Origin of the sequence: Bacillus sp. BS98 (assembly GCF_008432245.1) — a bacterium.
Lineage (GTDB): Bacteria > Bacillota > Bacilli > Bacillales > Bacillaceae_G > Bacillus_A > Bacillus_A toyonensis.
This window is the reverse complement of sequence record NZ_CP043830.1, coordinates 32,501-45,853: the sequence shown is the minus strand read 5'-3', so window position 1 is coordinate 45,853 and position 13,353 is coordinate 32,501. Positions and strand designations below refer to the sequence as shown.

The 13,353-nt window shown below is 36.4% G+C and carries 14 protein-coding genes and 2 rRNA genes (1 of these 16 running past the window's edge); 1 reads left to right on the top strand and 15 read right to left on the bottom strand.

From position 1 onward, the window contains the following. Positions 1–47: 47 nt before the first annotated feature. The 4 genes from rsmA to metG all read right to left on the bottom strand — a co-directional run bounded on the left by rsmA (position 48) and on the right by metG (position 4,645). Complete coding sequence (rsmA, locus tag F0362_RS00245) at positions 48–926, bottom strand: 16S rRNA (adenine(1518)-N(6)/adenine(1519)-N(6))-dimethyltransferase RsmA (RefSeq protein WP_000651557.1); 879 nt, start codon at positions 924–926, stop codon at positions 48–50. Continuing rightward, the gene (gene rnmV, locus F0362_RS00240; protein ID WP_000692838.1) at positions 923–1,480 is read right to left on the bottom strand and encodes a ribonuclease M5; all 558 of its coding nucleotides are present in this window, start codon (positions 1,478–1,480) and stop codon (positions 923–925) included. The genes rsmA and rnmV overlap by 4 nt, the downstream gene beginning before the upstream one ends. A gap of 219 nt (positions 1,481–1,699) precedes the next feature. Next, positions 1,700–2,467 (bottom strand): TatD family hydrolase, encoded by a 768-nt coding sequence (locus F0362_RS00235; RefSeq protein WP_000895828.1) that lies wholly within the window; start codon positions 2,465–2,467, stop codon positions 1,700–1,702. 168 nt (positions 2,468–2,635) lie between these two features. After that, entirely contained in the window at positions 2,636–4,645 is a 2,010-nt protein-coding gene (metG, locus tag F0362_RS00230; RefSeq protein ID WP_073990551.1) for a methionine--tRNA ligase, read from the bottom strand. Between the two features lie 480 nt (positions 4,646–5,125). Between metG and F0362_RS00225 the strand changes: the two genes are divergently transcribed. Continuing rightward, a complete protein-coding gene (locus F0362_RS00225) occupies positions 5,126–5,410 on the top strand; it encodes a transition state genes transcriptional regulator AbrB (protein WP_000843036.1) in 285 nt (94 codons plus the stop codon). 20 nt (positions 5,411–5,430) lie between these two features. Here F0362_RS00225 and rsmI read toward each other — a convergent pair whose 3' ends face one another. From rsmI to F0362_RS00170, 11 genes are all read right to left on the bottom strand, one after another. Then, positions 5,431–6,306 (bottom strand): 16S rRNA (cytidine(1402)-2'-O)-methyltransferase, encoded by an 876-nt coding sequence (rsmI, locus tag F0362_RS00220; protein ID WP_000267800.1) that lies wholly within the window; start codon positions 6,304–6,306, stop codon positions 5,431–5,433. Continuing rightward, entirely contained in the window at positions 6,275–6,565 is a 291-nt protein-coding gene (locus tag F0362_RS00215) for a GIY-YIG nuclease family protein (protein ID WP_000414346.1), read from the bottom strand. The genes rsmI and F0362_RS00215 overlap by 32 nt, the downstream gene beginning before the upstream one ends. Further along, positions 6,552–7,292 carry a tRNA1(Val) (adenine(37)-N6)-methyltransferase gene (locus F0362_RS00210; protein ID WP_001055365.1) on the bottom strand — a complete coding sequence of 247 codons (741 nt, stop codon included), beginning with the start codon at positions 7,290–7,292 and terminating at the stop codon, positions 6,552–6,554. The genes F0362_RS00215 and F0362_RS00210 overlap by 14 nt, the downstream gene beginning before the upstream one ends. A 121-nt stretch (positions 7,293–7,413) precedes the next feature. Next, a complete protein-coding gene (yabA, locus tag F0362_RS00205) occupies positions 7,414–7,764 on the bottom strand; it encodes a DNA replication initiation control protein YabA (RefSeq protein WP_000412058.1) in 351 nt (116 codons plus the stop codon). Positions 7,765–7,778: 14 nt separating this feature from the next. Beyond that, a complete protein-coding gene (locus tag F0362_RS00200) occupies positions 7,779–8,606 on the bottom strand; it encodes a PSP1 domain-containing protein (protein ID WP_000272428.1) in 828 nt (275 codons plus the stop codon). A gap of 5 nt (positions 8,607–8,611) precedes the next feature. Then, positions 8,612–9,595, bottom strand: coding sequence for a DNA polymerase III subunit delta' (holB, locus tag F0362_RS00195; RefSeq protein WP_000754512.1), 984 nt, complete (start codon positions 9,593–9,595; stop codon positions 8,612–8,614). 35 nt (positions 9,596–9,630) lie between these two features. Then, positions 9,631–10,257: a dTMP kinase gene (gene tmk, locus F0362_RS00190; protein ID WP_000677211.1), complete on the bottom strand. Its 627-nt coding sequence runs from the start codon at positions 10,255–10,257 to the stop codon at positions 9,631–9,633. Between the two features lies 1 nt (position 10,258). After that, positions 10,259–11,680, bottom strand: coding sequence for an aminotransferase class I/II-fold pyridoxal phosphate-dependent enzyme (locus tag F0362_RS00185; protein WP_001072284.1), 1,422 nt, complete (start codon positions 11,678–11,680; stop codon positions 10,259–10,261). Positions 11,681–11,758: 78 nt separating this feature from the next. Then, the gene (locus F0362_RS00180) at positions 11,759–11,938 is read right to left on the bottom strand and encodes a sigma factor G inhibitor Gin (protein ID WP_000776275.1); all 180 of its coding nucleotides are present in this window, start codon (positions 11,936–11,938) and stop codon (positions 11,759–11,761) included. Positions 11,939–12,128: 190 nt separating this feature from the next. Next, positions 12,129–12,244 (bottom strand): 5S ribosomal RNA (rrf, locus tag F0362_RS00175). Positions 12,245–12,293: 49 nt separating this feature from the next. After that, positions 12,294–13,353: ribosomal RNA gene (locus F0362_RS00170) — 23S ribosomal RNA — on the bottom strand; it runs 1,862 nt beyond the window's last position.

Below are 13,353 nucleotides of genomic sequence, written 5' to 3'. Positions count from 1 at the left end.
AAGGTGACAAAAGGGACAGCTCAAATTGAACTGTCCCTTTCATATCCTTATGATAACTTATGAAGAACTAATGCGTTACTTAATGTTGCAAACTCTTCGATAGATAGCGTTTCGCCTCTTCGCTTTGGATCAATTCCTACTTCTGTTAAAATTCGATCCAACAGCTCTTTATCTTTCGGGAAACCATTTAAATTATTCGATAAATTATTCATTAAAGTTTTACGGCGCTGTGCGAAACTTGCTCTTACTACTTCAAAGAAGAAAGTCTCATTTGTCACTTCTACAACTGGTTTCGGACGCTTTAGAAGACGGATAATCGCAGAATCAACATTTGGTTGTGGTACAAACACTGTACGCGGTACAGTCATAACTGTTTCTACCTCTGTATAATACTGAATAGCAATTGATAAAGAACCATATTCTTTCGTTCCAGGTTTAGCAGCTAAACGATCTCCAACTTCTTTTTGCATCATAACAACAAATCCACGAACCGGTAATTTTTCTTCAAGCAATTTAAATAAAATTGGCGTTGTAATATAGTATGGTAAATTAGCTACTACCATTACATCTTGTCCTTCTTCAAATTGCTCACTAAACACTTCGTGTACATCTGCCTTTAGTACATCTTTATTTATAACTGTAACGTTACTATATGGAGCTAACGTCTCGTCTAAAATTGGTAATAATCTTTGATCAATTTCAAAAGCCACCACTTTTTTAGCACGCTTCGCTAACTGCTCTGTTAACGCACCGATACCTGGTCCAATCTCAATTGCACCACTTTCTGAACCGATTTCTGCGTGATCAACAATACGATTTAATACATTTGTATCAATTAAGAAATTTTGTCCTAAACTTTTTTTGAATGAGAATCCATACTTTTCAACAATGTCTTTCGTACGATTCGGCGTTGCGATATCTTTCATTTCTTTTCCTCCTGTATTACTTGTTTATAAGCTTCTGCAAACGTCTCTTTTGAAACTTGAAACATCTGTAAACGTTTATGTAACTGTTTTGCATTTGTATAACCAATCTTTAATAGCTTACCCATTCTTTCTCTGCGACTCTTTGCCATTTCTCCGCCCACTAAGCCTGCATCGACTAGATCACTCCAACTAATTTCACTTGTGTAAGCTTCCATTTCTTCATGTATATTCTCTAAAGCACGGCGAATCGATTCATTAGAAGCGTGTTCAATTCCAACACCTTTTTTTCTTTTAGCAAGCGCTTCTTCCTTCGGTAAGAAAGCATGCTTACATCCAGGTACCTTGTCAGAAATAATTTTTCGAATACGCTCTCCTGGATAATCCGGATCTGTAAAAATAATAACGCCTCGTTTTTGCTGCGCTAATTTAACTTGCTCAATAACATGATCACCGATTGCTGAACCGTTCGTTTCAATTGTATCCGCATCAACAGCACGCTTAATTGCAACTGTATCATCTTTACCTTCTACAACGATAATCTCTTTAATTTTCATGCTTGCCTCCACACTCATTTCGTCTCTACTTAGTAAAACAAAAAAATGACGACTTTTCCATTATTATTTTCCCCATTCTTACATTTTAAAAAATAGACTGGTACAAACTTTGTTCTCTCTCCTTATTGTAACACTTCCTAATTTCCCCTTATCTTCTCTTTCGCTTCTACTATTTCTTTTCTCAAAAAATAAAAAAGAATGGGTTCTCCCATTCCTTTTTTATTCAACACCAAATAAAGCCTTTGCATTTTTTGTTGTAACTTCTGCTACTTCCTCATAAGAAATCCCTTTTAAATTCGCAATTTCTTCTGCTACAAGCTTTACATAACTCGGTTCATTTCGCTTCCCTCGAAATGGATGTGGTGTTAAATATGGACAATCCGTCTCTATTAACAATTTCTCTAAGGGAATCTCTACTGCAACTTCTTTCGGTTTCTTAGCATTTTTAAATGTAACCGGTCCACCTAATGAAATTAAAAAGTTCATATCAACACATCGCTGTGCTACTTCGACACTACCACTAAAGCAATGCATAATACCTCCTACTTCAGCCGCATTCTCTTCCTCTAGAATATCAACAATATCTTGAGTTGCATCACGGTTATGTATAATGATTGGTAATTTCACTTTTTTAGCTAATGCAATTTGTTTACGGAATACTTCCTTCTGTATTTCTTTAGGAGACTTATCCCAGTGATAATCTAGTCCCATTTCTCCAATTGCAACGACTTTAGGATGTGAAGCTAATTCTTCTAACCAAGCTAAATGTTCTTCTTTCATGTCGATAGCATCTACAGGATGCCATCCAACTGCAGCGTAAATAAAATCATAAGCCTCAGCTAATTCAATCGCTTTTTTTATCGTTACTTCATCAAATCCAACAACAACTGTATATGTAACTCCAGCTTCTTTCATTCGTGCAATAACTTCTTGTAAATCTTCTTCAAACTGCTCTGCATTTAAATGTGAATGTGTATCAAACAACATAATAAATAACTCCTTTTATATTGAAATCAATTCTATCATAGAGAAAAACGATTTTCTTTCTAACTCAACGATAACAATACTACAATTTTAATGCAAAAAAAGGAAATTTAAAAAGAAAAAAGACGCTTCACACATGTTACACGTGAAACATCTCTTTTCTTGCCTTAATTACTTGATTTTTGTACCATTCGGAAGATTTTGGTCGATTGTTGCTAATGACAATACTCCATTCTCTTCACCCGCTAAAATCATACCTTGTGATAATTCACCGCGTAATTTTACAGGTTTTAAGTTTGTTACACAAATAACTTTTTTACCTTGTAAGTCTTCCGGAGAATAGAATTTTGCGATACCTGAAACAACCTGGCGCTTTTCTGTACCTAAATCAAGCTGGATTTTTAACAGCTTATCTGCTTTTTTTACAGGTTCAGCCGATATTACTTCAGCTACTCGTAATTCTACTTTAAAGAAATCATCAATTGTAATTTCTTCTGCCTGCGGTTCTTCTTCTTTTTTCTCTTCTACTTTAGGCGCAGAGCTCTTCATTTGTTCTTTAATATACTCTACTTCTACTTCCATTTCCAAACGAGGGAAAATTGGGTTTCCTTTTTCTACTTTTGTTCCACCTGGAATACATCCAATTGTAGATAGGCTTTCCCAAGATTTATGTGCTTCTTCAGTAAGACCAAGTTGAGCAAACATCTTGCTTGGTGCTACTGTTAAGAATGGCATAAGCATAATACCTGTTTGACGAAGTACTTCTGCTAAATGAGCCATTACAGAAGCTAACTTTTCACGATCATTTTCATCCTTCGCTAATACCCACGGTTGTGTTTCATCAATATATTTATTCGTACGGCTAACCAATTGCCAAATTGAGCTTAGCGCTACAGAGAATTCCATATTTTCCATTGCGTCTTCTACTTTTTGCAATGTATCTTTTGCAAACGTTACTAACGTTTCATCGAATTCCGTTACATTTGCTTTAAATGCAGGTATTTCTCCGTTAAAGTACTTATCAATCATAGCTACTGTACGATTTAATAAGTTACCTAAGTCATTTGCTAAATCGAAGTTGATACGTTCAACAAATCCTTCTGGTGTGAATACACCATCAGATCCGAACGGAACTTCTCGAAGTAAGTAATAACGTAATGCATCTAATCCGTAACGATCAATTAATGTAACTGGATCTACTACGTTTCCTTTTGACTTACTCATTTTTCCATCCTTCATTAAAATCCAGCCATGAGCAAAGACCTTTTTCGGAAGAGGTAAATCTAATGCCATTAAAATGATTGGCCAATAAATTGTATGGAAACGAACAATTTCTTTTCCGACTAAATGCACATCTGCCGGCCAGAATTTCTTATACATCTCTTCATTTTCTGTTCCATAACCTAATGCTGTAATGTAGTTAGATAATGCATCAACCCATACGTAAATAACATGTTTTGGGTTGCCTGGAACACGAACTCCCCAATCAAATGAAGTACGAGAAACTGCTAAATCTTCTAATCCTGGTTTAATGAAGTTATTAATCATTTCATTTTTACGAGACTCTGGCTGAATAAAATGTGGATTATCTTCATAGAACTTTAATAGTCTGTCGACATATTTACCCATTCTAAAGAAATATGATTCTTCACGAACAAGTTCTACATCATGACCACTATCTGGACTTTTTCCTCCAACTACTTTGTCACCTTCCATAATTGGATCTACTAATTGATGCGCTGTATAGAATGTTTCATCTTGTACAGAATACCAACCTTCATATTCATCAAGATAAATATCACCTTGGTCTACTAGTTGCTTGAAGATCTTTTCGACAACATCTTTGTGACGATCTTCAGTTGTGCGAATAAAATCATCATAAGAGATATCCATTTTCTCCCAAAGCTCTTTAATTCCTGCAACAATATTATCCACGTATGCTTGTGGTGTCACATTTAACTCTTCTGCTTTCTTTTGGATCTTCTGCCCATGCTCATCAGTTCCTGTTAGATAATGAACATTGTAGCCTTGCATACGCTTATATCGTGCCATTGCATCTCCTGCTACTGTCGTATAAGCATGTCCAATGTGTAACTTTCCACTTGGATAATAAATTGGGGTAGTAATATAAAAGGACTTATTTTCCTTTGTCATTGTTTTGGACCTCCCGAATAACCTCATATGTATTTATAAATAGTATATCAAAAACTCATATATAAAGTGAAACTTTAATCCGTAGGGGTGTTTATCCCCCACAAATTATTAACTCTCACTAATCAAGCTTTTACGAGCAGCCCGACTCCAACTTAACTTCTTTGCTCCAACCGCATTTTAAAGCGGGAATCTTATTGCTCGTTAACGCGGGATAAACACCAGTTAATGCTACATATCTTTATCATCTATTACTCATATTCAAACAAAATATACAACCCTACTTTTAAATAAATATATTTTTCAGAAAATAATTGCAAAAATTACTCCCATTCTATTATATATAAGAAGTAAGAAATCTATAAATCTTTTTAAAAAATATAGAATTTAAGAATTGACGGAAATGTAAATGATTGGTATCATATGTCCATAGGGTATTTTGTCGAAAAATGACGAATCAAAAAAATAGACTCGAAACTTATAAACTATTTATTTAGGAGGAAAAGAATTATGAAATCTACTGGTATTGTTCGTAAAGTTGATGAATTAGGTCGTGTTGTAATTCCAATCGAATTACGCCGTACTTTAGGTATTGCAGAAAAGGATGCACTTGAAATCTATGTTGATGACGAAAAAATCATCCTAAAAAAATATAAACCAAACATGACTTGCCAAGTAACTGGTGAAGTATCTGATGGTAACCTATCTTTAGCTGAAGGTAAAATTATCTTAAGCAAAGAAGGCGCTGAGCAAATCTTAAACGAACTTCAAGATTATATCGAAACAGCAAAATAAGCTTCTCAATTATGAGAAGCTTATTTTTTATCGACATGATAGATTTGATATACATCGCGTTTCGACAAATCCCGATCTTTAGCGACTGTTTTTATCGCCTCTTTTGAATTCATGCCTTTTTTATTTATATAATGTTCAATATGATCATATACTGAAATAGATTCCCACCATTGTTCTTCTGGAGCAGGTTCTTCCGTTGAACCAGCTACTAAAATGCAAAACTCACCACGAACTTCATTTTGCTTCGTCCATTCAATTGTTTCTTCGATTGTTCCTCGAATAAATTCCTCAAACTTTTTCGTTAACTCTCGACATAATACAATTTCTCTATTGCCTAACACTTCTTGCATCGAGATTAAAGTGTCATCTAGACGATGAGGTGCTTCATAAAACATCATTGTAGTTTGCACATAGCGAAGTTTTTCTAATTCCATTTTTCTTTCCTTTTTATTTCTTTGTAAAAATCCATAGAAATAAAACTGCTTTGTTTCAAGACCGGATGCAATTAACGCTGTAAGGGCTGCATTTGCCCCAGGAAGCGGAACCACATGATATTGCTCAGCTACGGCCTCGACAACAATATCGTAGCCTGGATCGGAAATACACGGCATACCAGCATCACTAACAAGTGCTATATTCTTCCCTTCCTCTAGCTTCTCTAATATTTTCTTTCCACTTACTTCTTTATTATGCTCATGGTAACTCATGACAGGTGTTTCAATTTCGAAATAATTACAAAGTTTTTTTGTTTGTCTTGTATCTTCCGCTGCAATAACATCTACCTCTTTTAAAATCCGAATTGCACGAAATGTCATATCTTCTAAATTTCCAATTGGAGTAGGTACTAGATATAACATCCCCTTTTCATTTTGTTGAAAGCTTTTTTGCTGCCACATAGCGTTCTCCTTTTTGCATATATTCTTCTTTTTGTTTTCTCGTTAACTGCTTAAAATGATATTCAGCCTGCATAGCTGTTCGTTTATCCTCATGATTCTCTACATACCTTAAAACAACTGGAAGTCTAGCACGTGTATATCTAGCACCTTTTCCACTATTATGAGTCTGAATCCGTTTTTCTATATGATTTGTATATCCAGCATAATAACTTCCATCAGAACATTCCACCACATAAAAACAATGCTTATTCTTCTCCATATAAAATTGAACGAATCTCCTTTGTATATTCGTTATTTTCTTCGTATACAAAAAGAGGTGGTAGGATTTTCAAATCTGCGTTCCCATCCTTAATTCCTTCAATTAACAATGTATTTGCTTCTTTACCTGCCTTAGGATAAACAAATCGCACACGCTTTGGTTCAATTTTGTATTTACGCATTAATGTAACAATGTCGAGTAAACGACCTGGGCGATGTACAAACGCTACTTTCCCACCTTGTTTTACTAGCTGACTACTTGCAGATACAACATCTTCTAACGTACACATAATTTCATGACGAGCTATTGCTAAATGTTCATTCATATTTTTCTCAGACGTTTGAGGTGTTTGAAAATAAGGAGGGTTACATGTAACAACATCATATTGATGGCGCCCAAGTTTCTCTGGCATATCTTTCAAATCTCCATGTATGAGTTGAATTCTTTCTTCTAACTTATTGTATTGAACACTTCTTATTCCCATATCATATAAACGTTCTTGAATTTCCACACCTGTAATATTCCCTTTTGTTCTCGTGCTTAATAGAAGGGGCACAACCGCATTACCTGTGCACAAATCAAGTAAATTTCCTTTTTGAATTGGCACCCAAGCAAAATCTGCAAGTAAAACGGCATCTAAAGAGAAATTAAACACCGATGGACTTTGTATAATCTTCATATCTTGCGCTAATAAATAATCTAAACGTTCATCTTCGTATAAATTCATATATTACTCCTTTTCTTACACTTAACCTACCCTATTTCATATTCTACTAATATACAAATACATTTTGTTCTATTCTCATGTATAAAAAATTACCTTTCCAATTATAATTGGAAAGGTAATTTCACTTTTTATTTAAAAATGACAGACAGAATAAACAATCTCCCTCTTTACGTACACTTCCATAATGTAGATTGCAAATATGGAAACCTTCTTGATATAGTCTTGCTAAATTGTCATAGCCTTCACCAATATCCGTCTTCGGCTTCACTTCTTTACGTTTTTGAGCTTTTTGTTTTTCTTTATTCTGCACTTCTTCAAAACGGTGTCGCAAATTTTCATTTTCCATTTTTATATGTTGATTTTCTTCCAACAACTCTGCAAGATGTTGTTTTAATTCACCCAACTGTTTATATAAATGTCCAATTTGCTCTTCCATACTAGAAACCGATGCAAAAATATCTTTTTTCTCCACAAGCACCCACCTCATTAATCTGTGGTTTGACTCGAAACGACCCCTTTATTCACTAACTCATCTAACGTATATTCTACTATCCGTTCCTTGTCTACTAGCTCCACTTGAATTAATCTTTCTAAAATATTTAATCCGATAACACGGCCAGTACCATGTGGTGTTTGTATACGTTGATCTAAATCAGGAAGTTGTTCCTTTGCTGCCTCATATTCATCATTCTCATATTTTAAGCAACACATTAAGCGACCACATAAACCAGAAATTTTTGCAGGATTTAATGATAAATTTTGATCCTTTGCCATTTTAATGGATACAGGTTCAAAATCTCCTAAAAAAGTAGAACAACAAAGCATACGACCACATGGACCAATACCACCAAGCATCTTCGCTTCATCACGAACACCAATTTGTCTTAGTTCAATTCTCGTCCTAAAAATTGCCGCTAAGTCTTTCACTAGTTCGCGGAAATCAATCCGACCATCTGCAGTAAAGTAGAAAATAATCTTATTACGATCGAACGTATACTCTACATCTACAAGTTTCATATCTAGATTATGCTCTACTACCTTTTGTTGACAAACTTGATATGCCTCTTTCGCAGCATGTTTGTTCTCGTCAACAATGGTACGATCATTTTCATTTGCGATACGAATAACCTTTTTTAACGGTAACACAACATCGTTTTCATCAACTTGCTTTTTGGTAATAACTACTTTTCCGTATTCAATACCTCTTACCGTTTCTACAATTACAAACTCATTCTCAGAGATATCGAACTGATTCGGATCAAAGTAATATACCTTGCCGGCCTTCTTAAAGCGAACACCTACTACATCATACAAAACGGTCATCCCTCCTGCAACCGCAACACTAACTGTTCGAACACAAGCTGCGCATTTACATTAGCGTTGATTCTATTTTTTGCCTCTAATATATTAAAGAGAGCTGATACAATGCGCTTCTGAGCATAGGAAAAAGATTCAAACATCTCTTTCTGCTCATGAAAAACAAGACGATCTTCTTCTCCAAGTTGAACATATAATAAATCCTTATAAATAAGGAGCAACATATCTAAACCTTGCTGTAACTGTTCTTTCTCTCCAAAGTGTTTTCCCCATTTTTCTTGTACAAAAAAAATAGAGGCTTTATCTTTTTCGAGCGCTTCACATAATTTTATCACTAAAGTTCGTGCTTGTGCAAACCATTCATCATTACATAAAGCTAAAGCTTCATCAAAACTATTCGTAAGCTGTGCAGCTAGAGTTGATAAAGAGGATGTAATGCCTTCATCCTGTAATCTTCTACTTAAAGACTCCGTAGGTAACGGTCTAAATGTAACAACTTGACAGCGAGATAAAATCGTATTTAAAATTTGATGACTTTGTTCAGTAAGTAAAATAGCTGTTGTATCACTACTCGGTTCCTCTAGAAATTTCAATAGTGTATTTGCCGCATTTGCTGTCATACGATCTGCATGCTCGATAATATAAACTTTTTTATTTGCCTCTAATCCTGTTTTTGAAAATTCTTCCTGTAAATCATGAATTTGTTGCTTTTTAATAGATAATCCATCTGGTTTTACAATATGTAGGTTAGGGTGGTTACCTGAGTCAATTCGTTTACAATTTGTACATACATGACATGGTTCTACCTCATTCCTTTGAGAGCAGAGGAAACTCTTTGCCATTTGAATCGCTGTTGCAAACTTCCCTGTTCCTTTCCCTCCTTCTAACAAGTAAGCGTGGGATATACGCTCTTTTGCAATGCTATTCATCAACATTTTTACACCGATGGGCTGTATAGCAGAAAGCTGCTCCCACGTCTTCTTCATAATGCATACCTCACTTATTTCATTCTTTCCTTCTATTATAACAATTTATCTTCTATAATCTGAACAACTTCTTCTATAAGTTTTTCCATTGGTTGATCAGCATTTACTAATACAATACGATCAGAAAAACGTTCTACAACTTCTAAATACCCTTCACGTACACGTTTATGGAAAGAGATATCTTCCATATCTAATCGATTCACTTCGCGCCCCGCATCTTTTTCAATGCGAGCTAAACCAATCTCTGGTTCAATGTCTAAGTAAATCGTTACACTAGGCATACAGTCTTCTGTTGCGAAGCGATTTATTTCAAATACTTTATCCATTCCTAAGCCTCTTGCATATCCTTGATACGCTAAAGAGCTATCTATAAAACGATCACATAATACAAGATAGTTCTCATTAAGCGCTGGCATAACTTTTTCTACTAAATGTTGTCTACGTGCAGCAGCATAAAGAAGCGCCTCTGTACGTGCTTCCATCATCGTATATTCTTGTTTATGTAGAATTGTTCTAATATCTTCAGAAATTGCTATACCACCTGGTTCTCTCGTCGCCATTACCTTTTGTTCTTTTTGCTCAAAGTATGGTAATAATTTTTTAATTAACGTTGTTTTACCCGAACCTTCTGGCCCCTCAATTGTTACAAATAATCCCTTCATCCTAAAACCTACTTTCTATATCATACACTTTCATATCTTTCGTGCTACCTTGAAAACGAGCTCCTGTTTTCTCTAAATACATAATTTGTTCTTTATGTTCTGAAGTAATTCTCTCTCCATACATAATCAATGGAATTCCAGGCGGATATGGAATTATCATTTCCGCCGCTATCATCCCTACCGCTTCTTCTATAGGTACTACTTTTGTTTTGTATCCTTCTAATTGTTTATATGTATACGGTAAAGGAGAGGATTCTCTTTTATAAGTATAACGAATAGATTCGTTCTTGTCTTTCACCTCATAATGTTCCAACGCAACTCGAATTATCTCTATAGCCCTCATGTACTCCTCTTTTGCTTGTAGAGGTAAAATAAGTAGGACATTATATGGATCTGCCATTTCTGTATATATTCCGGCCCTTTCAAATACAGACTGTAATTCATATCCTGATAACTGACAACGAGTTTGTACAGTAATCTTTAAATCATCTTGCAACGGATATTGTAAAACAGCTATTTGCGAAATGGAACACAATCCTTTTTTAAATCTCCATAAAAACTCGACAATTTCATCATGACCTTTTTCCTTTATACTTGCTAGTGTAAAGCGCGCTATATCAAGTGAAGCCATAATTGGATATGACGGACTACTAGATTGTAGCATACTCAAATAAGCAGAAACTCTTTCTTCATTCACTAAATGACTATTTATATGTAAATAAGATCCCATTGTCATCGCAGGTAATGTTTTATGTGCAGAATGAACCACAATATCTGCACCATATGCTAATGCTGACTTTGGAAATGGTTCCCCTAAGCAAAAGTGTGCTCCATGAGCTTCGTCTACTAAAACAGGGATTTTATGTGCATGTGCATAAGCAATACTTGCTTCTAAATCTATCCCCATACCATAATAATTAGGATGCGTTAAAATGAGGGCTTTAGCATTAGGATATCTTTTAATTGCCCCTTTAATAACTTCATCACCAATTCCTACTGGTACGTTATATGCCTCATCAATCCATGGGTCTAGAAAAATTGGATTCGCACCCGCTAGTTTTAATCCATTAATGATTGATTTATGACAATTTCTTTGTACAAGGACAATATCACGCTCACCGCAGCAAGATAAAATCATTGCTAGATTTCCGACCGTTGAACCATTAATTAAAAAATAACTTTTTTCCGCACCATATACATCAGCTAATAATTTTTGTGCTTCATCTATACATTCAAACGGACTATGTAAATCGTCTAACCCTGTTAGTTCGGTTACATCAATGGATAGTATATCTTTAAACTCCCCAATGGCTTCCTGAGGGAAGTTTACACCATTCTTATGACCTGGAACATGAAAGGACAGTGGTTCTCTTTCTTTAAACTCTATTAACGCCTCATATAAAGGCATACGCTTTTGATTCATATCTATCTCTTCCTTATTATTCATTCTGTATCTATTATACAGATATTAAGGCAAAAAAAATAATAGGCAGATGCCTATTTATAAATATGATACTTCTAACTTCCGAAGCTGTTTTAAATAATGTATATATTTTGGATCATCTGTCTCAGTACTCACCATATCTTTTTCACATTCATGACATATCAAATTATTATAAACATATATACCTTCTTCTCTTTTTGTCTCACAAACAATGCAAATTTCACTTTGTAATTTCATAACCTTCCCTCCCTGTATTTAAATAAACATATTTGATACCTCTATTCCTTAACAATTTACAGAAAAATATACATCCATCTCTTATATAATATGATTTACTCTTGGGCAACGTGTTTGTATTACCATTACTTCTTTTATGCACTGTTTAACAATACAAAAAAACACAAGTCAAAAGACTTGTGTTTTAGTTGCTTGGCGACGTCCTACTCTCACAGGGACAAGGTCCCAACTACCATCGGCGCTAGAGAGCTTAACTTCCGTGTTCGGTATGGGAACGGGTGTGACCTCTCTGCCATCATCACCAAACTATGAAGGCATATTCCTTCAAAACTAGATAACATTTGCTACATATTATATGGTTAAGTCCTCGATCTATTAGTATTCGTCAGCTCCACATGTCACCATGCTTCCACCTCGAACCTATCAACCTGATCATCTTTCAGGGATCTTACTAGCTTACGCTATGGGAAATCTCATCTTGAGGGGGGCTTCATGCTTAGATGCTTTCAGCACTTATCCCTTCCGCACATAGCTACCCAGCTATGCCCTTGGCAGAACAACTGGTACACCAGCGGTGCGTCCATCCCGGTCCTCTCGTACTAAGGACAGCTCCTCTCAAATTTCCTACGCCCACGACGGATAGGGACCGAACTGTCTCACGACGTTCTGAACCCAGCTCGCGTACCGCTTTAATGGGCGAACAGCCCAACCCTTGGGACCGACTACAGCCCCAGGATGCGATGAGCCGACATCGAGGTGCCAAACCTCCCCGTCGATGTGGACTCTTGGGGGAGATAAGCCTGTTATCCCCGGGGTAGCTTTTATCCGTTGAGCGATGGCCCTTCCATGCGGAACCACCGGATCACTAAGCCCGACTTTCGTCCCTGCTCGACTTGTAGGTCTCGCAGTCAAGCTCCCTTATGCCTTTGCACTCTACGAATGATTTCCAACCATTCTGAGGGAACCTTTGGGCGCCTCCGTTACACTTTAGGAGGCGACCGCCCCAGTCAAACTGCCCACCTGACACTGTCTCCCGGGTCGATAAGACCCGTAGGTTAGAATTTCAATACAGTCAGGGCGGTATCCCACCAGCGCCTCCACCGAAGCTAGCGCTCCGGTTTCAATGGCTCCCGCCTATCCTGTACAAACTGTACCAAAATTCAATATCAGGCTACAGTAAAGCTCCACGGGGTCTTTCCGTCCTGTCGCGGGTAACCTGCATCTTCACAGGTACTATAATTTCACCGAGTCTCTGGTTGAGACAGTGCCCAAATCGTTACACCTTTCGTGCGGGTCGGAACTTACCCGACAAGGAATTTCGCTACCTTAGGACCGTTATAGTTACGGCCGCCGTTTACTGGGGCTTCAGTTCAGAGCTTCGCTTACGCTAACCCCTCTCCTTAACCTTCCAGCAC

Excerpts from the sequence above, each read along its gene's own strand:
- rsmA (WP_000651557.1), bottom strand. The coding sequence starts at position 926 with ATGAAAGATATCGCAACGCCGAATCGTACGAAAGACATTGTTGAAAAG.
- metG (WP_073990551.1), bottom strand. The coding sequence starts at position 4,645 with ATGAGGTTATTCGGGAGGTCCAAAACAATGACAAAGGAAAATAAGTCC.
- F0362_RS00210 (WP_001055365.1), bottom strand. The coding sequence starts at position 7,292 with ATGAATTTATACGAAGATGAACGTTTAGATTATTTATTAGCGCAAGAT.
- F0362_RS00235 (WP_000895828.1), bottom strand. The coding sequence starts at position 2,467 with ATGTTGTTTGATACACATTCACATTTAAATGCAGAGCAGTTTGAAGAA.
- F0362_RS00225 (WP_000843036.1), top strand. The coding sequence starts at position 5,126 with ATGAAATCTACTGGTATTGTTCGTAAAGTTGATGAATTAGGTCGTGTT.
- F0362_RS00185 (WP_001072284.1), bottom strand. The coding sequence starts at position 11,680 with ATGAATCAAAAGCGTATGCCTTTATATGAGGCGTTAATAGAGTTTAAA.
- F0362_RS00180 (WP_000776275.1), bottom strand. The coding sequence starts at position 11,938 with ATGAAATTACAAAGTGAAATTTGCATTGTTTGTGAGACAAAAAGAGAA.
- holB (WP_000754512.1), bottom strand. The coding sequence starts at position 9,595 with ATGAAGAAGACGTGGGAGCAGCTTTCTGCTATACAGCCCATCGGTGTA.
- F0362_RS00215 (WP_000414346.1), bottom strand. The coding sequence starts at position 6,565 with ATGGAGAAGAATAAGCATTGTTTTTATGTGGTGGAATGTTCTGATGGA.
- rsmI (WP_000267800.1), bottom strand. The coding sequence starts at position 6,306 with ATGTGGCAGCAAAAAAGCTTTCAACAAAATGAAAAGGGGATGTTATAT.
- tmk (WP_000677211.1), bottom strand. The coding sequence starts at position 10,257 with ATGAAGGGATTATTTGTAACAATTGAGGGGCCAGAAGGTTCGGGTAAA.
- rnmV (WP_000692838.1), bottom strand. The coding sequence starts at position 1,480 with ATGAAAATTAAAGAGATTATCGTTGTAGAAGGTAAAGATGATACAGTT.